The following is a 22313-nucleotide window of genomic DNA, read 5'->3' as shown; positions in this document are numbered from 1 at the left end:
CGGCTTAAACTAATGTGTGTTTCCTGCAACGAATCAAGTATGAAGAATATTTAAAATGGAGGGGAAACGAAAATGGGCGCATCTTTGACTACCTACATGGGCGACATGCTGGAGGAAGAGGTTTACGCCGAGGTAAAGAGGCAGCTGGACGAAGGGGTTCCTCCGGAAAAGATCTTTGAGGAACTGCAGAAGGGTATGGAGATCATAGGTGAGAGATATCAGGCGCAGGAATACTATCTTTCCGAGCTGATCATGGCCGCAGATATTTTTAAAAAGGCGGCAGAACCCCTGCAGGAGAGGCTCAAGGGAAGCACGGGGGGAACCCTAGGGACGATGGTGCTGGGAACGGTGGCCGGAGACATCCACGACATCGGGAAGAACATCGTCGGACTTGTTTTCAGCAGCAACGGCTTCAACGTGATCGATCTGGGAGTAGACGTTCCTGTCCAGAAGTTCGTTGAAGCGGTAAAGGAACACAAACCGCAGATCGTAGGACTATCCTGCCTGCTGACCACCAGCTTTGACAGCCTGAAGGCCACCGTCGAAGCCCTGGAGCAGGCCGGCTTGCGGGACGGTGTAAAGGTGCTGATCGGTGGGGGTCCTGTTGATGAGTCCACCTGCAGATATGCGGGGGCAGATGCCTACTGTGTAGATGCACCGGCAGGTGTGGATGTTGCCAAAAAGATGCTGGGGGTGGCGTAAATGGCGACTGCTAAGGAGCTGTACGAAGAGCGTTTAAACCGCATCAAGACGGCGGTGGCCTTGGGCAAACCCGACCGGGTGCCTGTTGCACCACTGGCTAATGCCTTTTGTGCAAGGCATATGGGTGTAAAAATGTCTGAATTCTGCACTAACCCGGAAATTTCCAACAAGACCATTATCAGGTCATTTTCAAATCTAGGAGAGATAGATGCACTGCAAAGCGCTTATTTTTATGCACCTATAGTTGGTACGATATGGCTTTCCAGGGTAAAGCTCCCCGGACGTGATTTGCCTGAAAATGAAATTTGGCAGGTGGATGAACGGGAGTTAATGACAGTTGAAGATTATGATACTATCCTTAATGAAGGATATAATAAGTTTTTCCACGACTATTTGAGGGATAGATTAGATAATTTGGGAGAAAAAGTTCAACAAATAGCGGATTTTGCACCGAAAGCACAAAAGGCTATCGAAGATTTAGGAATTGTGCTTTTCTGTGGTGGAAGTTTTACCATCCCATATGAAATCTTCTGCGGCGGCAGGTCAATGCAGTCATTTTTAAAGGACCTGTACCGGATTCCGGATAAGGTACAGGCGGCGATGGATGTGGCTATAGCCGATATTATTGGAAATGTAAGGAAGATGTTGCGTGCCACCAAACCAATCGGTGTCTGGGTAGGGGGCTGGCGTTCGGCGAGTGAATTTATTTCACCAAGGCTGTGGAAGAGGTTTGTTTTTCCGTATATCAAGCAGCTGGTAGAAGCGGTGGTTGAAGAGGGCGTGGTCGCCATCCTGCACTTCGACTCCAACTGGACCAGGGACCTGGAATACCTGCGGGAGTTACCGAAGGGCAAATGCGTCCTGGCGCTAGACGGCGCCACCGACATCTTCAAAGCGAAGGAAGTGCTGGGGGACCACATGTGCATCATGGGGGATGTGCCGCCGGCCTTGCTATCGCTGGGTACACCCGACGAAGTGCATGACTATTGCCGGCGCTTGATCAACGAGATAGGCCCTTCAGGGTTTATCCTTTCTTCAGGCTGCGACATCCCGCCGAACGCCAAACCGGAAAACGTCAAGGCGATGATCGAGTCGGTGAAGGGTTAAAGCCTCATTCTGCAGGAAACACCTGTTAAATAGAGAATTCCTTCTTGTAAAGGAAAGAAAGGGTTCGGGCGCCCGCCCTCTTCTCCTCTGTGGCGGGTGCCCACCTCCACAGAGGTGTATAAGGTTTCGATGAAGAATCGTACTTCTTTCTTGCCCGCCTACTACCGGGTGGCGGAGGACCTTAAAAAAAAGATCGACCGGGGCGAACTGAAGCCCGGGGATATGATCCCCTCCACAGCCCAGCTCGCCAGGCAGTACGGGGTCAGCCACATGACCGTGCGCCACGGCCTGGAGTTGCTGGTCAAAGACGGCTACATCGAGTCCGTTCAGGGGAAGGGGAGTTTCGTAACTGCCCCCCGGATGGATACGCTGGTTCTGAATCTCTCTGAAGAGAGCATCTTCGGCAAGAAGAGCGGCTTTTCCGTGCAGCTCGATCAACTGGAAATAGTACCTGCTGATGCAAAGATTGCCGGCAAGCTGGGCGTCAAGAGGGGGAATAAGGTTCTGAAGATCAGGCGCATCCTCTCCGAGGCAGAGGGGCCGGTTGCCGTTGACTCCCGCTTTCTCCCCTATGTGAAAGGAGCTCCCCTGCTGGAAAAGGAGATCGCCTACGCCGCCTTCCCGGACCTGGTAGCCCGACATACAGAGCTGATTTCTGTTAAAAACGTGATGGAGGTATCCCCGTGCATTCTGTCGAAGGAGGAAGCGGAACTGTTGGATGCCAGGGAAGGGCTTCCCTCCCTGTGCATCGAACAGATCATCTATGCCGCCGAAAACCGGCCGATCGGATGGTCGAAGATGATCTGCCGCGGCGACCGTTTTAGGCTGAAGGCTGTTTCACGTCCATGACGGGGGAAGTGATCGGGAGATGCAGGCTGTGCGCAAGCTGATAGTTTCTGCTGTTGCGGGGATTCAGGAGGATAAGGCCATTTCCCTGGTCCGCAACGGCCTCGCCAGGGGGATCGATCCCTTCACGCTGCTGGAGGAGGTCAGGACCGGGGTGGAGATCGTTCTGGAGAGATATAACCGGGGGGAGTACTTCCTGGCCGATGTGGTAATGGCCGCCGACATTTACAAGCACGCCCAGCAGGTTGTGCTGGGGCCTGCCGATGGAACCGGAGACAGCGGTCGACATCCTCAGATTGTATTCGGCACCGTGGAAAGGGACATCCATGATATAGGGAAAAACATTACGATCGTGACAATGCGCCATTACGGGCTGGAGGTGCTGGACGTCGGCGTCAACGTATCGCCGGCGGCGTTTCTGGAGAAGCTCCAACAAACGGGCGCTCCCATTCTCTGTCTGTCAGGGCTGATCTCCGATGCCTACGATTCCATGAAAAAGACGGTCGGCCTGATCAAGAAGAGGTTTGGGGAGCGGCGGCCGACGATCATCATCGGCGGCTTGGTGAATGAGGTCGTCTGCAGCTACACCGGTGCGGACTACTGGGTGAAAAACTGCACGGAGGGCGCGGAACTCTGCATCAGATTGCTTAAGGAAGGCGACGGCAGGTGCGCTTCTGAAAGCAGAGCAGCTAAATGAGGTGGAATGAGATGAGCACGATAGTCATAGCATGCCAGACGCTGAGCGATGAAGTAAACATGGCGATTACCGAAACCGGGGTTAAGCACCCGGTGATCTGGGTGGAATCGGGGCTCCACAACCACCCAGAAACCCTGCGTATGAGACTACAGGAAACGGTGAGCAGGATCAGCAATGTGGAGAACATCATCCTCTGCTACGGATACTGCGGGAACTCGCTGTTGGGCCTGCACTCTACCAGAGCGCGGCTGATCGTGCCCAGGGTTGACGACTGCATCTCCCTCCTGTTGGGGTCCTACGAAAAGAGGGAAGCCCTCTCACGGGAAATGGTCAGCTACTTCTTGACCAGGGGCTGGATCGTCAACGAAAACAATATTATCAGGGAGTATGAGCGCTGTGTGGAGCGCTACGGCAAAGAGCGGGCGCAGCGGGTTTTGAAAATGATGCTGGAGCACTACCGGCGGCTGGTTCTGATCGATACGGGAGCATACCCTCTTGACGACGCCTGCCTGGCGAAATCCTACGAAATCGCCGCCATGATGGGGCTGAAGCACCAGGTGGTGAAGGGCTCCATCGGGTTGCTGAAGCAGCTGCTGACAGGCCCCTGGGATGAAAACTTTATCGTCCTGGAGCCCGGGGAAAAGCTTTCTATGGATTACTTCCGCATCGACATGAAGGATTCTCTCTCTAATCTTTCACTGTTCGGCTTTGGAAAGGGATGAAAAGATGAGGGTAATATTGGTAAGCGGTTTCCTGGGCTCCGGCAAGACCACCTTGATCAGGCAACTGGCCGGTTACCTGGTTGTGGACCGGGAGCAGAAGGTGGTCATCATCGAGAACGAGGTCGGGGAAGTGGGGATCGACGACCGTTTTCTCTCCGGGGAGGGGTTCCAGGTCAGAGAGATCTACGGGGGCTGCATCTGCTGCCAGCTGACCGGAGAACTGACCCTTGCGGTGAACCAGATCGCCGAAAGGTTTAGCCCCGACTGGGTGATCATCGAGGCCACCGGTGTTGCCAGACCGAGCACGATCCTGAACACTCTCGAGAGGTACGGGAAAGGGATTGACGGTATCTTCACCCTGGCCGTTGCCGATACCGGGCGCTGGGAGGAGCTGATGGAGATCATGCCGGAACTGATCTCTGCCCAGGTAGCGGAGGCCAAGCTGGTCATTGCCAGCAAGATCGACGAGGCCGGTGAGGGTGAGCTGCAGAGGCTTATGGAGAAGGTCAAGGAGATCAATCCCCGGGCCGGGGTGGTGGCCGCTTCTCTCATTGAAGGTCTTGATGAACCGGCCCTGAGGAGGTTGCTGCAGGATGCATCTGCATGAGGCGGCGGTTTCCAGAGCGCTGGAGCTGAGGCCTCCCCGGCCGCTGAAGGCCTGTGAGGTGGAGGGGATGGTCTCCCAGCTGCTGCTGGGGCTGGCGGAGAGGCTGAGCGTAAAAGGGGTGGTGCCCGGGCACATCAAGGCCTTTGTTACGGAAGGGGAGCGGTATGCCGCCTTCAGCTGCACGAAGCCCGGTAAGGTGGTCACCCGGGCCTCGAAAGAGTGGAGCGGCTCCGTTTTTTTAAAACCCTCTCTCAGACTGAACGTCGTGGTGTTCGGCCCTGGGAAGGGAGAGGTGGAGGAGCTGGTCGAGAGGTGCCTGAGCGAACTGCCGCATCTCCGGGGAGAGCGGGGACTTTAGCCTCTCAAGTTGTTCTTAGTGCCCTCCGGACTTATAACTGCTACGCAAGCTGTTCGTTCTATGGATTTTTTGCTTTTCGGCACCCGAGGTTCTTCTCAAAGGTTTCCTTGGGGCTCTTTTAGACAATTTACGGAGAGATTCCGATAAGCGACTTTGTCCGGCCGGAGGGGCCGGCCATCCCTGCAGCGGGTCTCATCCCGCCCCTCAAAAACCCCTGGCGTTGCTTCGCCAGAGGTTTTTGTTTTCGGGGCGGTAGTGTGCTCGTGCCCTTTAACATAATTTGGACAAAATACTGGTTATATTCAGACGAAGGAAAAACACCCTATCATGTCGAATTATAGCATCTGTCTGTTTGACCGTTTGTCAGGAACTGAGGGGGGGTGTCTTGTGCTCAAAGTTCGCACCGGGATCAGTGGTTTTGATGAGCTGTTCTACGGGGGTATCCTGGCAGGAAGCATGGTGCTTGTGGAGGGGATTCCCGGGGCGGGGAAAACGACGCTGGGCATTGAGTTTGTCTACAGGGGGGCCAAGGATTTCGGGGAGAACGGACTGATTCTGACTTTTGAGCAGTTCCCGGAGTCGCTCTACCGGGACGCCTGCAGCCTGGGATGGGACCTGCAGCAGTTGGAGAAGGAGAACAGGCTCCGCGTGGTCTGCACTTCACCTGAGGTGGTCTTGGAGCCTGAATCAAGATTTCTCGAACAAATCGCCGGGGAAGTGAGGGCGAAACGGCTGGTTGTCGACAGCGTCTCCCATTTTCGCCAGGTGATCTCCAATCCTCTCAAGCTCAGGCAGGCGGTATATGCCTTCGGCAACGGGCTGCGGCGCCTGGGGCTGACCTCCTTCCTGTTGAAGGAGCAGGAGAGCGATGATGAGAAACTGCATTCCTTTGAAGAATTTCTGGTCGACGTTGTGGTGCGGCTGCACTACGGGGAAAGGGACGGCTTGCAGCGCCGGCGCGCCCTGGAGATCGTCAAAAGCCGCGGCCAGCCTCACTTTTCCGGCAGACACAGCTTCCAGATCAAAGAGGGGGGCATCCACGTCTATTCTCTGCGCCCGCTCCTTAAGGAGCCGCAGGGAACCCTGGCCCCAGAGCGCCGGGTGAAGACGGGGATCCGCGGCCTTGACGAACTTCTGCGCGGGGGCTTTCCCGAAGGAGCAGGTGTCGTTGTGGCGGGTGAGGCGGGCACCGGGAAGTCGGTGCTGGGGACGGAGTACCTGGTCAAAGGCGCCCTCTGCAGGGAGAAGGGATGCTATATTTCCCTGGAGGAGCCACCGGAAAGGATCATCGCCCGTTCGGCATCTTTTTCCTGGAACCTGTCTGCTCTTATAGATCAGAATCTGGTGCAAATCTTTTACACGCCCTTTGTGGATGTCAACATCGATCAGTTCATTGCGGAAATAAGGGGGTTGATCGGGAGGCACCGGATCAGGCGCCTGGTGCTGGATTCCCTGCCTGCCCTGATCAGCGGGGTGCAGGACGCTGCGGCCTTACGGGAGAAGCTCTTTTTCCTTCTTGCCTATCTCAAGAATCTCGATTGTACTTCCCTCTTCCTTTACCCGACCGTGGTGGGGCAGGAGGACCGGCAGTTCGGTATCGTCCAGTCTCTCGTTCAGGGGAGCATTATATTGAAGTCGATCCTTTTTCACAACAGGCGCATGCGCCTGTTGGAACTCTATAAAATGCGGGGTACCGCTCACGCTACCGGAAACCATCTGATGGAGATAACAGAGGATGGTGTTCAGGTATTCCCGCGTCCGGGAGGGTGGCAATGAACAACAAGGCGTATTTCGGGATTGAGGGGCTTGATAACCTTATCGCGCAGGGGATGGAATACGGCACCCAGATCATGGTGCACGGTGACACCGGCATCGGCAAGACATTTCTGGCCGGGGAATTCATCAAGGAGGGGCTGCTCTGCGGTGATACCTGCATCTACGTGGCCTGCGACGAACCGCCGGAGGTGATGCGCAGGCACCTGAGGGGCTTCAAAGTGGGAACGAAAGCCTACGAAGAGGCGCAGCGCCTGATCTTCGTCGACGCCTATGAGGAGGAAGGGAGTAGAGAAAAGTATGCGATTGCCGGACAGAGCAGCCTGGATAAGTTTTTTGCCCTGGAGAAGGAGCTCCTGGATCGTTTTCCCGGCAGGAGGAAGCGCCTGGTGGTGGACAGCCTGAGCACCCTCTTTACGCCGTTTGAGCCGGCCGAGATCCTGGAGTTTCACCGGACGCGCTTGAAGTACCTGCGCAAAAGGGGCATTCTGGCTCTCGATGTGTTCGTGGACGGGGTGCTGGAGGAGAGGGTGATGACCGTCACCAGCCACCTTTACAACGTCATCGTGCGCATGAAGTTCGGCGTCTCCGAAGGGAGGCCGGTGCGCCTTTTGCAGGTGGGGAAGGTGAGAAGCGGAAAGTTCAGCGCCGTTCCCCACATCTTCGGCATCAGCCCGGTTTTTGGTATTATCTTTGCACCGGATCTGGGGGTGTAGGGCCGTGCAGAATGGCTTGAATATTTACCAAAAAATCATCAACAGCCTTTATTTAACACTGAGCAGGACCGCTGCTGCAATGCCGTTCGGCAGCAGGTACTGGCTGGAAGAGATTACGCGAGGGATCGGGGAGAGCTTGCTCGAAAGCTACGGGGAGCAGTTTTTGCCCGGGGAGCGGGATCCTCTGGGGATATGCAATTCTTACCTCAGTTTCCTCGGCGAGAGAAATTTTCTGGAGCGAGAGAGCTTCTCCCTGGAAGAGGATGAAGGGGAAATCCTGGTGACGATGAAGCGGGAGCGGTGCACCTATCGGGAATTCTGCCTGGGAGCCGAAGAAGAGGGGCTGCTGTTTTACTGCCCGCGGCTGGGAGCCCTGCAGGCTGCTTTAAAACACAGCCTGGGCCGGGAATACTCCACCTCGGTAGGCGTCGACAGGAAAGCAGGGGTCTGTCTCGGCCGGATCTTTCCCAGCAGGCGACGCCTGAAAACGGAGGCCGTCAGGCGGGAGGGAGATGTCGTCTACATTGAGAGGGAGCGGGCAGTTCTGTTCCACAAGGATGTCTTTACCTCTTTGCTCAGCGCAATCAAGGAATACGCTCCGTTTATTCTGAAAAAGGTCCTTTTCGATGCCGGCTACAGGTCCTACCTGGCGGTTGCCAGGCATATTGAAGATTCTTGTGAGGCGCCGGAGGAGGCCTTAAGGGTGTGTTTCGAGGAGCTGAGCAGCTACGGGCTGGGAAGAGTAGAACTTGTCTCTCTGAATGCCGCCGGCGGGCAGGCGGTCATCCGCTGTTATCGCTCTTTTGAGGCGGCAGTGCTGGAAGATCTTGAGCTGTACAGAACGCCGCGGCCGACCTGCGACCTCCTCCGGGGAAAGCTGTCCGCCTGCCTGACCGTCGTCCTCGGAAGGGCGATCACCTGTGAGGAGATGAAGTGTGCCTCGGTAGAGGGGGACTGCTGCGAGTTTCACGCCTACCCTGAGGAAGAAACGGTGGAAGGAATGAAATGAAAGAAGTGAAAAAGGAGGAACTGGTGCACAAAGAGGAGAAATACTTGCCCGGCGGGCAGGATGTTGATGGCATTCACGAGATCGTGCGGGGGAGTATTGTCCGCATCGAGGTGCTGACCTTTTTTCAGGCCAACCCTCATACCGTTGACACCGCTTCGGGAATTGCCCGACGCCTGCACCGTCCACTGAAGGAGGTCCTCGAAGCAATGGAGATGCTGGCCAGAATAGGGATCTTGGAAAGGGCGGAGAATGGGCGCTTTTCCCTTTTTCGCCTCCGGCACGGGGATCTCATCGCTTCGTTTTTCACCGCACAAAGGAGTGGCCAGGATTGAATATCAGCGCAGAACCGTCCATGCAGCAGATTTTGGAAGTTATTCCTCTGGGAATTGGGGTATTTAACAGGAAAAGGCAGGTCGTCGCTCTCAACACCCTGTTGGCGAAGGTTATCGGAATCTCCGGAGAAGAGGTTGCCGGCCAAGACATCCTGGAAGTGTTCCGGGAGGGAGGGGTTCCGCCGGACCATCCGATACTGCTGGCCTTGAAAGAGGGGGGTAACTACACCGGACCGGTGACACCCATTACCAGCCGGTTCCCTTCTTATTTCAGCACCCATTTCGTGAAGGACGAGGATGGAGGGATAGCCGGAGGGCTGGTAATCCTCTGGGATGCCAGGAGGCAGCAGGAGCTGGAGAATGCCGTTCTCCGAGCGGAGCGCCTGGCCATCATGGGGCAGCTCGCCGCCGCGGCCATGCACGAGATCCGCAATCCGTTGAGCTCGGTGCAGGGCATCCTGCAGCTCCTCAGAAGGGAAGTGAGGGGGGCGAGGTTTCAGAATTACCTGGAGATCATGCTCAACGCCCTCGACCGCGTCAATTCACTGCTCACCGACTATCTCCGTCTGGCCAAGCCGGGAATTCCCCGCCGTGAGCCCTGCGACCTGAAGGAGCTGATGGCCGAGGTAGCGGCGCTGGTAGAGAACGAGATCAGCGGCAAGGGGATCCGGTTCATCTCTTCCCCGGCGCCGGATCTCCCACCGGTGGCCCTCGACCGGGAGCAGTTTCATCAGGTATTGTTCAACGTCCTGAAAAACGCCTTGGAAGCAACACCAGCCGGCGGGGAGATCAGAATGGAGGCTTCGGTTGACGCCGGGCAGGGCGCGGCCAGAATCACCGTCAGAGATACGGGTCCGGGGATCGCCGAAGAGGTCCTCCAGCAGGTTTTTGACCCCTTCTTTACCACAAAGGAGAAGGGGACAGGCCTCGGTCTTTACGTATGCCGGTCGATCGTGGAGAACCACGGAGGGGAGATCCGGATCGGCAACAACCCAGACCGCGGGTGTGCTGTGGAGATTATTCTGCCGTGTAAATAGCGGCCAAGGGTAACCGTCCGGCCTGCTAATTCGTTGTTGGGAGAACACCGATGCGAAATCGGGAGTTGCATAAAAGCGCCGGTCTACCGGATAATAGAAAGGGAGAAACAGACAAGAGGAGTCGTCGAAAAATGCTGCTGGAACATTTGAAGAACCGGATTTATCTCGACCTGAAGGAAGCGGCGGAGAGGGCGCAGGAAGCGGGGGAACTGCAGTTTGACCATCTTCCCCCTTACACTTTGGAGAGGCCGCGGGAGAGCGCCCATGGTGACCTGGCCACCAATATCGCCATGGTCCTGGCCCGCCCGGCGAAAGCGGCGCCCCGGAAGATCGCCGAAGTGCTGCTGAAATACTTCCCTGCCGGGAGGAACAGGGTGGCCCGCTTGGAGGTGGCGGGCCCGGGGTTCATCAACTTCTTCCTGGATCCAGCCTGGGTTTACGACGTAATCCCGGAAGTTGAGGAGATGGATGAAAGGTACGGTTGCTCTAACGTCGGGGGCGGGGAGAAGGTGCAGGTGGAGTTCGTGAGCGCCAACCCCACGGGGCAGTTGCACATGGGGAACGCCCGGGGGGCGGCCCTGGGGGACACCCTGGCCGCCGTGCTTGAGGCTGCCGGTTATGATGTGACCCGGGAGTTTTACATCAACGACGCCGGGAACCAGATCGAGATCTTCGGCCGCTCTCTGGAAGCCCGGTATCTGCAGCTGTTGGGAAAGGATGTTCCCTTCCCTGAAGACGGCTACCCCGGGGAGGACCTCGTCGAGTGCATGAAGCGGCTCATTTCTCAGGAAGGGGACAGGTACGCCGGGATGGCCCCGGAACTGCGGCGGGAGATCCTGATCAAGTACGCGCTAAAAGAGAAGCTGTCGGAGATGGAGAGGGACCTGGCCGACTTCGGAGTGCATTATGATGTCTGGTTTTCAGAGCAGACTCTGCATGATTCCGGGGCGATCGAAGAGGTTTTGAAGGAGCTGCAGGAGAAAGGCTACATTTATGAGAAGGATGAGGCGATCTGGTTCCGCTCAACCCTTTTCGGGGATGAGAAGGATGAGGTGCTGGTGCGGAGCAACGGTGTCCCCACCTATTTTGCCGCCGATATCGCTTACCACCAGAACAAGTTCCGGAGAGGCTTTGACCGGGTGATCAACATCTGGGGGGCGGACCACCACGGCCATGTGGCCCGCCTCAAGGGAGCGATGCAGGCTTTGGGAATCGACCCCGACCGGCTGCAGGTGATCATCATGCAGCTGGTCCGGTTGTTCCGTGGGGGAGAGCCCGTGAGGATGTCCAAGAGGTCCGGAGAGTATGTGACCTTAAGGGAGCTCATGGAAGAAGTAGGGAAGGACGCAGCGCGCTTCTTCTTCGTGGACCGCAGTGCCGACAGCCACCTGGATTTCGACCTCGACCTCGCCAAAGAGCAGTCGAGTGAAAATCCGGTCTATTACGTGCAGTACGCCCATGCCCGGATCTGCAGCATCTTGCGCCAGGCGGGGGAGATACCCAGGGCGCGGGAGATCGACTGCAGTGTTTTGCGGGAAGAGGAGGAGCGCGCCCTGATTGAAAAGATCGCCGAGCTGCCGGGGGAGATCATCCATGCTGCCACCCGACTGGAGCCGCACCGCCTGACCCGTTACGCCTACGATCTGGCGAACCTCTTTCACGGTTTTTATACGACCTGCCGCGTTCTCAATGCCGGGACGGGGCTCCGGGAGGCGCGTCTGGCCCTCGTCAATGCCTGTCGCATAACGCTCAGGAACACCCTGAAGATAATAGGAGTATCTGCTCCGGAAAGGATGTGATCCATGATGATCGTGCGCTGGTTGGGACATGCCTGTTTCTACTGCGAGGGGGAGGGGGTGCGTCTCCTGACCGATCCCTTCGATCCTCGGGTGGGCTATCCTATCCCTGATGTGGAACCGGATGTGGTGACCGTCAGCCATGACCACTACGACCACAACGCAGTGAGCGTTCTCAAAGGGCACCCGGGGGTTTTAAAAAGCCCCGGCGTCCACCGGGTTTGCGGCCTGGAAGTGGAGGGTTTTTCCGTTTTTCACGATGAAGCCGGGGGTGCCCTGCGGGGGAAGAATATCATCTTTGCGTGGAAGATGGACGGTTTGCGCCTCTGCCACCTAGGTGACCTGGGGCACCTGTTGGAGGAGGCCACGGTGAAAGGGATCGGGAGGGTGGATGTTCTCATGGTGCCGGTAGGTGGTGTTTATACCATCGACGCCGCAGGTGCCTTAAAGGTGGTTGAGCAGTTAAAGCCTCGCCTGATCCTTCCGATGCATTACCGCACCCCCCATCTTACTTTTGATCTCGGCCCCCTGGATGACTTCACCCGCCACTTTGAAAGGGTGCGTCGGGAGAAAGTCTGGCAGGGGACGGCGGAGAGCCTCCCTCCGGAACAGGAAGTGGTGGTGCTGGATTACATTCAGTAAAAGCCCATCCCCTTGACAAGGGCATGAAGCGGAGATTAGAATTTCCTTTGTATGTGAGTTAACGAGAACTGACGAGGCAGCGGAAAATGAGAAGATGGAACCGGAAATACCGGTAAAAAAGAGGGGAGAGGCTTTGACGAAGTTCATATTTGTTACAGGTGGAGTTGTATCCTCTCTGGGAAAGGGGATTACAGCCGCGTCACTGGGCCGCCTGCTGAAGAGCCGCGGCTTTTCGGTGGCCATTCAGAAGTTCGACCCCTATATCAACATCGACCCGGGGACGATGAGCCCCTATCAGCACGGGGAGGTTTTCGTTACCGACGACGGAGCGGAAACCGATCTGGATCTCGGCCACTACGAGCGCTTTCTCGACCAGAGCCTGTCTCGTGAGAGCAACGTCACCGCCGGCCGCATCTACGATTCGGTGATCCGCAAGGAGCGCCGCGGGGACTACCTGGGAGGGACCGTCCAGGTCATCCCGCACATTACCAATGAGATCAAGGAATTCATCAGGAGAATTGCCGAAAGCGAGGGCCCCGATGTGGTGATAACGGAGATCGGGGGGACGGTAGGGGACATCGAATCCCTGCCCTTTCTGGAGGCGATCCGGCAGCTGAAAACCGACGTCGGGCGTGAGCATGTGCTCTACATTCACGTCACCCTGGTACCCTTCTTAAAAGCTGCACAGGAACTGAAGACCAAGCCCACCCAACACAGCGTGAAGGAACTGCGCTCTATCGGTATTCAGCCGGACATTATCGTCTGCCGCTGCGAAACCCCTCTATCCCGCGAGCTTAAGGATAAGATCGCCCTTTTCTGCGATATCGACAAGAAAGCCGTCATCGAGGCCGTGGATGCGGCCTCGATTTACGAGGTCCCCCTGCTTTTGGAGAAGGAGGGCCTGGCGGAGATCGTCTGCGAGCGCCTCGGGCTCCCCCAGAGAACACCCGAACTGGAGGAATGGAGGGGGCTCGTCGACAGCTATTATAACCCCCGGCGGAGTGTCCGGGTGGCGGTTGTGGGGAAGTACATCGAGCTCAAGGATGCCTATCTCAGCATTGCAGAAGCCCTCTGCCACGGCGGTCTCGCCCATCAGACGAGGGTGGATATTACCTGGGTGGACGCCGAAGAGCTGGAGGCGGGGGATGCCGATCGCATCTTCGATGGGGTGCGCGGAATCCTAGTGCCGGGAGGCTTCGGCAGCAGGGGGATCGCCGGCAAGATCAAGGCCATCTCCTATGCCAGGAAGAAGGAGCTTCCCTTCCTGGGGATCTGCCTGGGGATGCAGTGCGCCGTGATCGAGTTTGCCCGTTCCACCTGCGGCCTTAAAGGGGCGAACAGCACGGAGTTCGACCCGCAGACCCCTCATCCCGTCATCGATCTGCTCCCCGACCAGAAGGGGGCGAAGGACCTGGGGGGGACGATGCGCCTGGGAAGCTACCCCTGCAAGCTGTCGTCCGGAAGCAGGGCGGCGGCGGCCTACGGCTGTGAGAATGTGCAGGAACGCCACCGCCACCGTTATGAGTTCAGCAATGCCTACAGGGATGTTATCACTGCGGGGGGGATGGAGATCACCGGAACCTCGCCTGATGGGAGCCTGGTGGAGATCGTGGAGATTCCCGATCATCCCTGGTTTGTAGCCTGCCAGTTCCACCCTGAGTTCAAGTCCCGTCCCAACAGGCCGCATCCCCTCTTCCGGGACTTTGTCGGGGCGACCCTAGGTTAAGGGGGTGTCGTTTTGTATCAGGTGCACCTGATCGGAGAAAAAGAGAAGGACTTATTCAACCGCTTTATCAGCACCTCTCCCAAACCGCACTTCCTCCAGACCTACGAGTGGGGGGAGTTGAAAAGGGGGACCGGCTGGCTACCGCTGCGCCTTCTGATCACCAGGCAGGGCACTCCCATTGCCGCCATTTCCCTCTTGAAGAGGACGATTCCCTATTTTAAGAAGTCCATCCTCTATGCCCCGCGCGGACCGGTTTTGGGCAGGGAGTGCGATGAGGAGGGTGAGGCGTTCTTCTGGCAGGAGTTGAGAAGGCTGGGGAGGAGCCACGGGGCGATCTTCATCAAGGTCGACCCGGACATTCCCGTTGAGGACAGGGAGGCCGGAGAGCGCCTGAAAAAACACGGATTGCGCCCGGTGGAGGAGAAGGCGGGATTCGGCGGGGTGCAGCCCCGCTACGTTTTCCGGCTGGACCTGACCCCTTCTGAGGATGAACTGCTGGCGGGGATGGCGGGCAAGACTAGATACAATCTGCGCCTGGCCATCCGCAAAGGGGTTGTGGTGCGGACGGCCGAGAAGAAAGAAGATCTGGCGGTATTTTACGAGATATTGCAGGAAACGGCAGAGCGGGACGGCTTTCTGATCCGTAACTTCGGCTACTTCGAGCGAATGTGGGACCTCTTCGTAGAACAGGGGATGGCGCGGCTTTTTCTGGCCGAATACAGGGGTGAGGTGATAGCCGGAACCATAGCCTTTCACTGCGGGGATAAGGTCTGGTATCTCTATGGTGCCTCCAGCAGCCGGCATCGCAATGTGATGCCCAACAACCTCCTGCAGTGGACGATGATCCGCTGGGCGAAGTCCTTGGGGTGCAGGATCTACGACTTCCGGGGAGTGCCTCCGACGGACGACCCCGGCAACCCCTTATCCGGCCTTTATCGCTTCAAGAAGGGCTTCGGGGGGCGCTTCACCGAATTTATCGGGGAGTACGACCTCGTTCTCTCCACCTTCTGGTACTTTCTCTGGAGGCGGGTGTTCCCCCTGTATTTGAGGTTCACCCACCGCCGCAAGGGCGGGGAGCAGGAGATGGAATAGCTTTTTGTAGCGCTGATTGGCGGCCGCCGATCGAAAACGCCGGAGCCGTCCGGTGAGGGAACACGGCACTGAAAGAGATGTGCTGATATGGTGAAACGTCTGGAGCTGTGAGAGCAGATGACAGAAGACAGAATGCTGCATTCCCGCTGGATAGAGGTTGATCTCGATGCAGTTGCCCACAACGTCTCCCAGGTGAGGGAATTCTTGGGGGAAGGGGTGCGCCTGCTGGCGGTTGTTAAGTCCGATGCCTACGGGCACGGTATCGTCCCGGTGGCCCGCACAGCCCTGGCGAAGGGGGCCTCGATGCTGGGGGTGACCCATCCCGAAGAAGGGATGTCTTTGAGGGAGGCCGGGATCACCGCGCCTATCCTTGTTTTCCGCCCCCTCTTACCCGGCGAGGAGGAGGCGGTGCTCAGGTACGGGCTGACTCCCTCGGTCAGCAGCCTGGAGCAGGCGGTGCGGCTGGCCGATGCCGGGCGCCGATACGGGAAGAGGGTTCCCGTTCACCTGAAGGTGGAGACGGGGATGGGAAGGACCGGTTTGAAGCCGGCTGCCCTCAAGGATGCGGCGGCTGAGCTCTTCTCCCTGGCAGAGCTGGAATGGGAGGGGATCTACACCCACTTCGCTTCTGCTGCCGGGGACCCCTCCTTCACCAGGCATCAGTTTCGGGTTTTCCAGGATGTGGTGCGCCACCTGGCGGAACGGGGAGTGGTCTTCTCCCTGCGGCATGTCTGCAACAGCGCTGCGGCCCTCCTTTACCCGGAAATGCACCTGGAGATGGTGCGGGTGGGTACTCTTTTATACGGCCAACTCCCCGCCGGGGTGCCGCAGAACTCTCTGGAGCTGGCAGGTACCTGGTCCTTTTGGGCGCGGGTGTTGCACCTGCAGAGGGTGCAGAAGGGGGACACGGTCGGCTACGGGAGAACCCATAAGGTGCGCCGGGATACTCTCCTGGCGGTGATACCCGTGGGCTACAGCGACGGCTTCGGCATCGACGTCAGCCCGCGCCCTGTCGGTATGGGGGACCTCATCAAAGTGATGGGAAAAATTGTTTTGAATTATCTGGGTTTTCCGGTCGGCACCGGTTATGTTATAATCAACGGTGCTTCCGCTCCGGTCGTAGGCAGGATCGGAATGGAATTAAGCTGTGTCGATGTGGGCAAGATACCAGGTGTGGAAGTAGGGACGCCGGTGCTTCTGCAGGCACGGCGCACGGTGATCAGGGCATCTGTCCCCAGGGTTTACCGGGGGGAGATGCTGCCGGAGGGGAGCGGTTTTCAGAAGGCGCCTCTGGGCGATACTCAAATGTAAACTTTCTGAATTTTTTTAAAGGATTTAACAGATAGATGGAGAATAAAAGGTGCATGTGAGGCGGCAGAGGCGGAGGAGGTTAGACACATGATCGTTCAGGCAGTTACTGCAGTTGCATTACGTTGCCCCGAATGTGGAAAAATAAAATACTACACTTTATCGCTTTTTCATTTTGCAGGTCAGATCAGGACGGTGCGCTTTTCCTGTGACTGTGGAGCCCCCCTGCTCTCCATTGCTACCAGAGACAGAAAGGTTTACTACATGCAGCTGGATTGTTTGATGTGTGAAGCGAGGCACCTTTACCAGTATTCCTTCAAAGAGATCTGGTCCCCTGATGTCATCAGCCTTATCTGCGAGGAGACCGGGCTTGAGGTGGGATTTATCGGACCGCGGCGGAAGGTGAAGAAGTGCATCGCCAGACAGGAGAAGTCCCTGCGAGAGATGGCGGAGGATCTGGGGTTTTCCGATTATTTTTCCAACCCTGAGATTATGTATGAGATTCTGGACTTCTTGCACAAACTGGCTTCGGAAGGGAAGCTGTCCTGCCAGTGCGGGAACCCGGAGATCGAGGTGGAGATCTTCGCCGAACGCGTGGAGCTGCGATGCTCGCGCTGTGGAGCGGTCGGCGTGATCGGCGCCGAGACCAAAGAGGACTGCAAAGCCATCAAAAACACCTGGGAAATCGTTCTTAAACCCGGCACCCTCCAGTGGGTAGGGCGGGGAAAGGTGAAGAGCAGGAAAAGGCGTTCCAAGGAATAGGGGGATTTTGAGCCTTGGGTCTGGTCACATGTGCGGAAATACTCGCCAGCGCCGAAGCAGGCGGTTACGCAGTCGGCGCCTTTAACTGCAACAACATGGAGATCGTTCAGGCTATTATTCGGGCGGCCGAGGCCGAACGCTCTCCGGTGATTATCCAGGCGAGCCAGGGTGCCATCAAGTACGCGGGTATGGGCTATATTGTGGCCCTGATCCGGGAGGCTGCCGCTTCTGCCAGTGTGCCTGTGGCCATGCACCTCGACCACGGAACGGACTTTCAGCAGGTGATGCTCTGCATCAGGAACGGCTTTACATCGGTCATGATCGACGGATCGCACCACCCGTTAAGTGAGAATATCGACATCACCAAAAGGGTCGTCGAGGTCGCCCATGCGGTAGGGGTCTCTGTGGAAGGGGAACTGGGCCGCATCCGGGGTGTAGAGGATGAGGTCCGGGTTTCCGAGCGAGAGGCTTTCTTTACCGATCCGGAAGAGGCGAGAATCTTTGTGCGGGAGACCGGGGTTGATGCCCTGGCCCCGTCTATCGGAACCGCCCACGGGCGCTACCGCGGGAAACCTGAGCTGGACTTCGACCGACTGGCGCAGATCAGAAAACTGACTGGGGTACCTTTGGTGCTGCACGGCTCCTCGGGTGTCCCCGGCGAGGATATCAGAAGGGCGATCTCCCTGGGGGTGCGGAAGGTGAATATCGATACCGACATCCGGGAGGCCTTTGTGGCCGAGGTCCGCCGACGCCTGGAGGCCGATCCTTCAGAGATCGACCCCCGCCGGATTTTAGGCCCCGCTCGGGAGAAGGCCTGTCAGGTGATCAGGGAGAAGATTCGGCTCTTCGGCTCCGCGGGCAAGGCATAGATAGGCATTGAATATATAAACGTGTAGATCAAGGAGTGGAAGTGCTTTGGAAATCTATCTGGATACTGCCAATGTGGAGGAAATTAGAAAGGCTGCGGAATGGGGTGTGATCTCCGGAGTCACCACCAACCCGACCCTGGTTTCCAAGGAGCGCGGCCGTGATTTTCACGGGATTATCAAGGAGATCTGCACCATCGTCCGGGGCCCAGTCAGCGCCGAGGTAATCAGCCAGGACGCTGACGGGATTCTCCGGGAGGCGCGGGATCTGGCGGCCATCGATCCGCATGTTGTGGTGAAAATACCGGTGACTCCTGAGGGGTTGTCGGCCGTCCGGATTCTGGCCGGAGAGGGCATCCGTGCCAATGTCACCCTTGTTTTCAGCGCCCTTCAGGCCCTGCTGGCGGCGCGCGCCGGAGCGGCTTTTGTCAGCCCTTTTATCGGCCGCATCGACGACATCGGCCAGGAGGGGATGGATGTTGTAGAGGATATCGTCCGGATATTCGACAATTACGGGTTTGGGACGAAGGTCATTGCGGCCAGCATCCGCCATCCCCGCCATGTGCTGGAGGCGGCCAGGTTGGGAGCGGATATCGCCACGGTGCCGTTCCGTGTGCTCGAGCAGATGTTCCGGCATCCCTTAACCGATCGCGGCATCGAGCGTTTCCTTGCCGATTGGGCAAAGATGCGAGAAGAAAGAAATTGAGGGGGATAGGAGATAGGGATCGCTTCTTGACATAAAATAACAGAGATGATAACATTTACTATAACCTGGTGCTGTTTCTACCCCCTTTGGCCCAAGCACTTCTCCCTTCTGGGAAATTCGTCAGGAATGCGGTTCTGGTTGCGAAGAAGTGGTTTGTGTTTTGAACGATGGCTGGTATAATGGGAGTGTAGAGAGCTGCAGAGCGCTTCGCAAGGGGCGCTTTCCGCCAGGCTAAGTCAGCCGCTTTTCTCTGAACAAGCTGGGACCCTCCTCGCGTCCTGGACTGATTAAGGGTGTTTTCCCCACTGTCAATTAGCTGCATTCATTTGGGATCAGAACATCCCCGGTCTGTGCCTGCTGTTTCCCTCTTGATGCTTGCCTTTGTGCATTACCGAAAAACTCTATGATTTTTAATTTTTTTAATCTTAATAGAATTCTTAATCTAAAAAGTTAAGAACAGGAGGATTTCCTTGAACCTAGCGGAATTAGAGCAAAAGACCATGGCCGAGCTGCTGCAGATCGCCCGGGAGCTGGAGCTGACCGGTTATTCCCGGTTGCGCAAAAAAGAGCTTATCTTTGAAATCATGAAGGCCCAGACAGAAAAGGACGGGCTGCTCTTTGCTCAGGGGGTTCTGGAGATCCTGCCCGACGGCTACGGGTTCCTGCGGCCCTTCGCCTATGTGCCGAGCCACGATGATATTTACGTTTCGCCTTCTCAGATTCGCCGCTTTGACTTGAGGACGGGGGACCGGGTGGCCGGGCAGGTCCGGGCGCCCAAGGAGACGGAGCGCTTTTATGCCCTTTTAAGGGTGGAGACGGTCAACGGGTACGACCCGGAAGAGGCCGCCAAAAGGCTACATTTCGACGCTCTGACGCCCATCTTCCCCAACGAGAGGTTGACCCTGGAGGGGGAGGAGGCGGGGGACATTTCCTGCCGGATCATCGACCTCATCGCTCCTCTGGGGAAGGGGCAGCGCGGGCTGATTGTGGCTCCGCCCAAGGCCGGCAAAACCTTTTTGCTGAAGAAGATCGCCAATGCCATCACCAAAAACCACCCCGAAGTGATCCTCATGGTGCTCCTCATCGACGAGCGGCCGGAAGAGGTTACAGACATGCAGCGTTCGGTGGACGGCGAGGTGATCAGCTCCACCTTCGACGAGCCTCCGGAGAACCACGTTAAAGTCTCCGAGATGGTCCTGGAGCGCGCCAAAAGGCTGGTGGAGCACAAGAGGGACGTGGTCATCCTTTTGGACAGCATCACCCGCCTTGCCCGGGGATACAACCTCGTCGTTCCTCCCTCCGGCCGTACCCTCTCCGGTGGAGTTGATCCAACGGCTCTGCATAAACCGAAACGCTTCTTCGGTGCCGCCCGGAAGATTGAGGAGGGGGGAAGCCTCACCATTTTGGCCACCGCTCTTGTGGAAACCGGCAGCAGGATGGATGATGTGATCTTCGAGGAGTTCAAGGGAACCGGCAATATGGAACTGGTGCTCGATCGAAGGCTTTCCGAAAAGCGCATTTTTCCGGCCATTGACGTCAAGCGCTCCGGAACCCGGCGGGAGGAGCTCCTGCTCAGCAAGGAGGAGCTGGAGCTGGTCTGGAACTTCCGCAGGCTCTTCGCCTCTTACGGTACAGCTGAAACAATCGAGATGCTGATCGATGCCATGCAGAAGACCAAGGCCAACCGCGACCTGCTGCGGGCTCTGCCGGAGCTTTTTAAGGACTGACCGTATGCCTGCCCTTTCTTCTCGTGGTGCCGGTGCGATTTTCCTGCCATGAAAATAGACCGCATACCCTGCCGGTCTACCGCTCGACTCCCGATTCCAGGCCGGACAGGACGACGGCTCGCTTCGGGACAGCTCTGGGATGCTGCGTAACAAGTTGCGAACTGCTTCTGCCGAATGCAGCGTTTGGCCTCGCAGCAAATCCATTCCATCGAAGCTCATTAGGTGTCTGTACTCGCATCCCGACCTGTCATCCTCGCTTCGCCTGTCCTGTTACCCGGTCTTCCATAGGTCGCTCGCCGGCAGACCCGTCGGTTATTTTCATGCTCTGTTGGTGCCGCCCCAGGCGGCATGGGTGTCTTCTTTGTTTTTGCTGATTGCTTTATCAGGATGCTCTCTGTAAGAGGAGAAGTCATCCCAAGTGTCTTTTTTGGACGGCTTCCCCTTTCCCTCTCTAAAACGACGCCGAAAGCCACCTTGGGGAGCTTTTGCCATGCCGTAAATTGCCCCTCAGCCAGCCGGCGCGATCTTAAGCAGGGCGTTAATTCTTGAACCCCCTTCCATAAGGCGCCAGCGAATATTTTCCTGCAGATGGGGGAAAATAGCATGGTGACCGGTTTTTTTTAAGAGGTGAGTTGCCATGCACAAGAGCAAAGTGCTGGCCTTTCTTTCGTTCATCCTGGCCGGATTGCTGTTGTTTCCCAATCAGCAGGCCGCCGGTTTTTTCCCGGAGGATGGATTTTCATCCGCCTGGGCAGAAACGGTGGATAGCAGTGTGGTGGAAGGAGGAAACCCCCGTTACCTTTCCTATGAGGTACGCCCGGGGGATACCCTCTGGAGCATCTCCCGGAGTTTCGGTGTCGATCTGTGCACCCTTACTGCGGTGAACGGGATTGACGATGGAGGCCTTCTCCTGCCGGGGCAGGTCCTCATTCTGCCCACCGTCCGGGGGGAGACCCACCGGGTTGCTCGCGGGGAGACCCTCTGGTCGCTCTCCCGCCGCTATCAGGTGAGTGTGAGGCACTTAATGTCCGTCAACGGGATCCAGGATCCAGAGGCTTTGGCCGCAGGGAGGGAGCTGGTTATCCCTTTGCCGGCGGCTCAGCCTGCGGGGGGTACTGCAGCTTACAGCCAGCAAGATGAGGAACGGTTCCTAGCCTGGCCTTTACGGGGGGAGCTGACATCCCTCTTTGGGCCGCGCGGCGGTGAGTTTCACCACGGGCTGGATATTGCCGGTGACGGAGGGGATGACATCAGAGCGGCTGATAGGGGTGAGGTCATCTATACCGGCTGGCTTCCTTATTATGGTTATACACTGATCCTTGACCATGGTGGCGGCCTGAAGACCCTCTACGGCCATCTTTCGGAGTTTCTGGTAGAAGAAGGGAACTTCGTGGAAAGGGGCGAGGTCGTCGGCCGCGTCGGGGACACCGGCAGGGCAACAGGCCCGCATCTCCACTTCGAGGTGCGGATCAACGACCGGGCGGTTGATCCCCTGCCCTTTTTGAGGTAGACTTTTCTTTCGCCCTTGCCTGTTGTTAACCGGGAGGCGAATTCAAAAGAACTGCTTGAAGCCCCTGGCGGCCATCGAGGGCTTCAAGTATTGGGCATCCCGTCCGCAAAGATGAATGGTTCTAGGTGCCGTTAAATCAAAACTTAATGCTTGTTTCAAAACTGCATTAACAGGAAGCAGCCCGCAAGGATTAGTGCCAGAAGGAACAAGGTTTTTCTTCTGGCATTATATTTGCTATTGGAGGGTAAGGAGAGGTTGCCTCCCCGACCCGG

The 22313-nt window shown here is 57.2% G+C and carries 22 protein-coding genes; all 22 read left to right on the top strand.

Going from position 1 to position 22313, the window contains the following annotated elements; translation table 11 throughout:
- The first annotated feature begins 72 nt into the window (after positions 1-72).
- Positions 73-702 carry a cobalamin B12-binding domain-containing protein gene (locus TPH_RS13895; protein ID WP_015051825.1) on the top strand — a complete coding sequence of 210 codons (630 nt, stop codon included), beginning with the start codon at positions 73-75 and terminating at the stop codon, positions 700-702.
- A gap of 54 nt (positions 703-756) precedes the next feature.
- Positions 757-1809, top strand: a complete 1053-nt coding sequence (locus TPH_RS13890; protein WP_345940320.1) for a uroporphyrinogen decarboxylase family protein — start codon at positions 757-759, stop codon at positions 1807-1809.
- A 129-nt stretch (positions 1810-1938) separates the two neighbouring features.
- Positions 1939-2658 carry a GntR family transcriptional regulator gene (locus TPH_RS13885; RefSeq protein ID WP_015051823.1) on the top strand — a complete coding sequence of 240 codons (720 nt, stop codon included), beginning with the start codon at positions 1939-1941 and terminating at the stop codon, positions 2656-2658.
- 28 nt (positions 2659-2686) lie between these two features.
- A complete protein-coding gene (locus tag TPH_RS13880; protein WP_015051822.1) occupies positions 2687-3352 on the top strand; it encodes a cobalamin B12-binding domain-containing protein in 666 nt (221 codons plus the stop codon).
- An 11-nt stretch (positions 3353-3363) separates the two neighbouring features.
- On the top strand, positions 3364-4074 hold the full coding sequence (locus tag TPH_RS13875; protein ID WP_015051821.1) for a DUF1638 domain-containing protein: 711 nt from the start codon (positions 3364-3366) through the stop codon (positions 4072-4074).
- 4 nt (positions 4075-4078) lie between these two features.
- Entirely contained in the window at positions 4079-4681 is a 603-nt protein-coding gene (locus TPH_RS13870; protein WP_028991259.1) for a GTP-binding protein, read from the top strand.
- A complete protein-coding gene (locus tag TPH_RS13865) occupies positions 4668-5039 on the top strand; it encodes a hypothetical protein (RefSeq protein WP_015051819.1) in 372 nt (123 codons plus the stop codon). Before TPH_RS13870 ends, TPH_RS13865 begins: the two co-directional genes overlap by 14 nt.
- Before the next feature lie 387 nt (positions 5040-5426).
- Complete coding sequence (locus TPH_RS13860; RefSeq protein ID WP_015051818.1) at positions 5427-6815, top strand: ATPase domain-containing protein; 1389 nt, start codon at positions 5427-5429, stop codon at positions 6813-6815.
- A complete protein-coding gene (locus TPH_RS13855; RefSeq protein ID WP_015051817.1) occupies positions 6812-7528 on the top strand; it encodes an RAD55 family ATPase in 717 nt (238 codons plus the stop codon). Before TPH_RS13860 ends, TPH_RS13855 begins: the two co-directional genes overlap by 4 nt.
- A 4-nt stretch (positions 7529-7532) precedes the next feature.
- Positions 7533-8537, top strand: coding sequence for a hypothetical protein (locus TPH_RS13850; RefSeq protein WP_015051816.1), 1005 nt, complete (start codon positions 7533-7535; stop codon positions 8535-8537).
- Positions 8534-8869 (top strand): hypothetical protein, encoded by a 336-nt coding sequence (locus TPH_RS13845; protein ID WP_015051815.1) that lies wholly within the window; start codon positions 8534-8536, stop codon positions 8867-8869. Before TPH_RS13850 ends, TPH_RS13845 begins: the two co-directional genes overlap by 4 nt.
- Positions 8866-9906 (top strand): two-component system sensor histidine kinase NtrB, encoded by a 1041-nt coding sequence (locus tag TPH_RS13840; protein WP_015051814.1) that lies wholly within the window; start codon positions 8866-8868, stop codon positions 9904-9906. Before TPH_RS13845 ends, TPH_RS13840 begins: the two co-directional genes overlap by 4 nt.
- A gap of 131 nt (positions 9907-10037) precedes the next feature.
- Positions 10038-11705: an arginine--tRNA ligase gene (gene argS, locus TPH_RS13835; RefSeq protein ID WP_015051813.1), complete on the top strand. Its 1668-nt coding sequence runs from the start codon at positions 10038-10040 to the stop codon at positions 11703-11705.
- Between the two features lie 3 nt (positions 11706-11708).
- Positions 11709-12344: an MBL fold metallo-hydrolase gene (locus tag TPH_RS13830; protein WP_015051812.1), complete on the top strand. Its 636-nt coding sequence runs from the start codon at positions 11709-11711 to the stop codon at positions 12342-12344.
- 133 nt (positions 12345-12477) lie between these two features.
- On the top strand, positions 12478-14070 hold the full coding sequence (locus TPH_RS13825; RefSeq protein ID WP_028991261.1) for a CTP synthase: 1593 nt from the start codon (positions 12478-12480) through the stop codon (positions 14068-14070).
- 21 nt (positions 14071-14091) lie between these two features.
- Positions 14092-15162 (top strand): lipid II:glycine glycyltransferase FemX, encoded by a 1071-nt coding sequence (locus TPH_RS13820; RefSeq protein ID WP_236608886.1) that lies wholly within the window; start codon positions 14092-14094, stop codon positions 15160-15162.
- Positions 15163-15279: 117 nt separating this feature from the next.
- Complete coding sequence (alr, locus tag TPH_RS13815) at positions 15280-16473, top strand: alanine racemase (RefSeq protein WP_015051809.1); 1194 nt, start codon at positions 15280-15282, stop codon at positions 16471-16473.
- Between the two features lie 87 nt (positions 16474-16560).
- A complete protein-coding gene (locus tag TPH_RS13810) occupies positions 16561-17232 on the top strand; it encodes a hypothetical protein (protein WP_015051808.1) in 672 nt (223 codons plus the stop codon).
- Positions 17233-17246: 14 nt separating this feature from the next.
- The gene (locus TPH_RS13805; protein ID WP_015051807.1) at positions 17247-18101 is read left to right on the top strand and encodes a class II fructose-1,6-bisphosphate aldolase; all 855 of its coding nucleotides are present in this window, start codon (positions 17247-17249) and stop codon (positions 18099-18101) included.
- Between the two features lie 46 nt (positions 18102-18147).
- Positions 18148-18804: a fructose-6-phosphate aldolase gene (gene fsa, locus TPH_RS13800; RefSeq protein ID WP_015051806.1), complete on the top strand. Its 657-nt coding sequence runs from the start codon at positions 18148-18150 to the stop codon at positions 18802-18804.
- Positions 18805-19268: 464 nt separating this feature from the next.
- The gene (gene rho / locus TPH_RS13795) at positions 19269-20531 is read left to right on the top strand and encodes a transcription termination factor Rho (RefSeq protein WP_456243262.1); all 1263 of its coding nucleotides are present in this window, start codon (positions 19269-19271) and stop codon (positions 20529-20531) included.
- Between the two features lie 637 nt (positions 20532-21168).
- Complete coding sequence (locus TPH_RS13790) at positions 21169-22041, top strand: peptidoglycan DD-metalloendopeptidase family protein (protein WP_015051804.1); 873 nt, start codon at positions 21169-21171, stop codon at positions 22039-22041.
- Positions 22042-22313: the final 272 nt, after the last annotated feature.

It is taken from the genome of Thermacetogenium phaeum DSM 12270, assembly GCF_000305935.1.
GTDB classification, from domain to species: domain Bacteria; phylum Bacillota; class DSM-12270; order Thermacetogeniales; family Thermacetogeniaceae; genus Thermacetogenium; species Thermacetogenium phaeum.
This window is presented reverse-complemented; position numbering and strand designations above follow the sequence as displayed.

What these genes read in the sequence shown, in the direction of transcription:
- TPH_RS13895 (WP_015051825.1), top strand. Translation starts at nt 73, where the DNA reads ATGGGCGCATCTTTGACTACCTACATGGGCGACATGCTGGAGGAAGAG.
- TPH_RS13885 (WP_015051823.1), top strand. Translation starts at nt 1,939, where the DNA reads ATGAAGAATCGTACTTCTTTCTTGCCCGCCTACTACCGGGTGGCGGAG.
- TPH_RS13875 (WP_015051821.1), top strand. Translation starts at nt 3,364, where the DNA reads ATGAGCACGATAGTCATAGCATGCCAGACGCTGAGCGATGAAGTAAAC.
- TPH_RS13870 (WP_028991259.1), top strand. Translation starts at nt 4,079, where the DNA reads ATGAGGGTAATATTGGTAAGCGGTTTCCTGGGCTCCGGCAAGACCACC.
- TPH_RS13865 (WP_015051819.1), top strand. Translation starts at nt 4,668, where the DNA reads ATGCATCTGCATGAGGCGGCGGTTTCCAGAGCGCTGGAGCTGAGGCCT.
- TPH_RS13855 (WP_015051817.1), top strand. Translation starts at nt 6,812, where the DNA reads ATGAACAACAAGGCGTATTTCGGGATTGAGGGGCTTGATAACCTTATC.
- TPH_RS13845 (WP_015051815.1), top strand. Translation starts at nt 8,534, where the DNA reads ATGAAAGAAGTGAAAAAGGAGGAACTGGTGCACAAAGAGGAGAAATAC.
- argS (WP_015051813.1), top strand. Translation starts at nt 10,038, where the DNA reads ATGCTGCTGGAACATTTGAAGAACCGGATTTATCTCGACCTGAAGGAA.
- TPH_RS13830 (WP_015051812.1), top strand. Translation starts at nt 11,709, where the DNA reads ATGATGATCGTGCGCTGGTTGGGACATGCCTGTTTCTACTGCGAGGGG.
- alr (WP_015051809.1), top strand. Translation starts at nt 15,280, where the DNA reads ATGACAGAAGACAGAATGCTGCATTCCCGCTGGATAGAGGTTGATCTC.
- TPH_RS13810 (WP_015051808.1), top strand. Translation starts at nt 16,561, where the DNA reads ATGATCGTTCAGGCAGTTACTGCAGTTGCATTACGTTGCCCCGAATGT.
- TPH_RS13790 (WP_015051804.1), top strand. Translation starts at nt 21,169, where the DNA reads ATGCACAAGAGCAAAGTGCTGGCCTTTCTTTCGTTCATCCTGGCCGGA.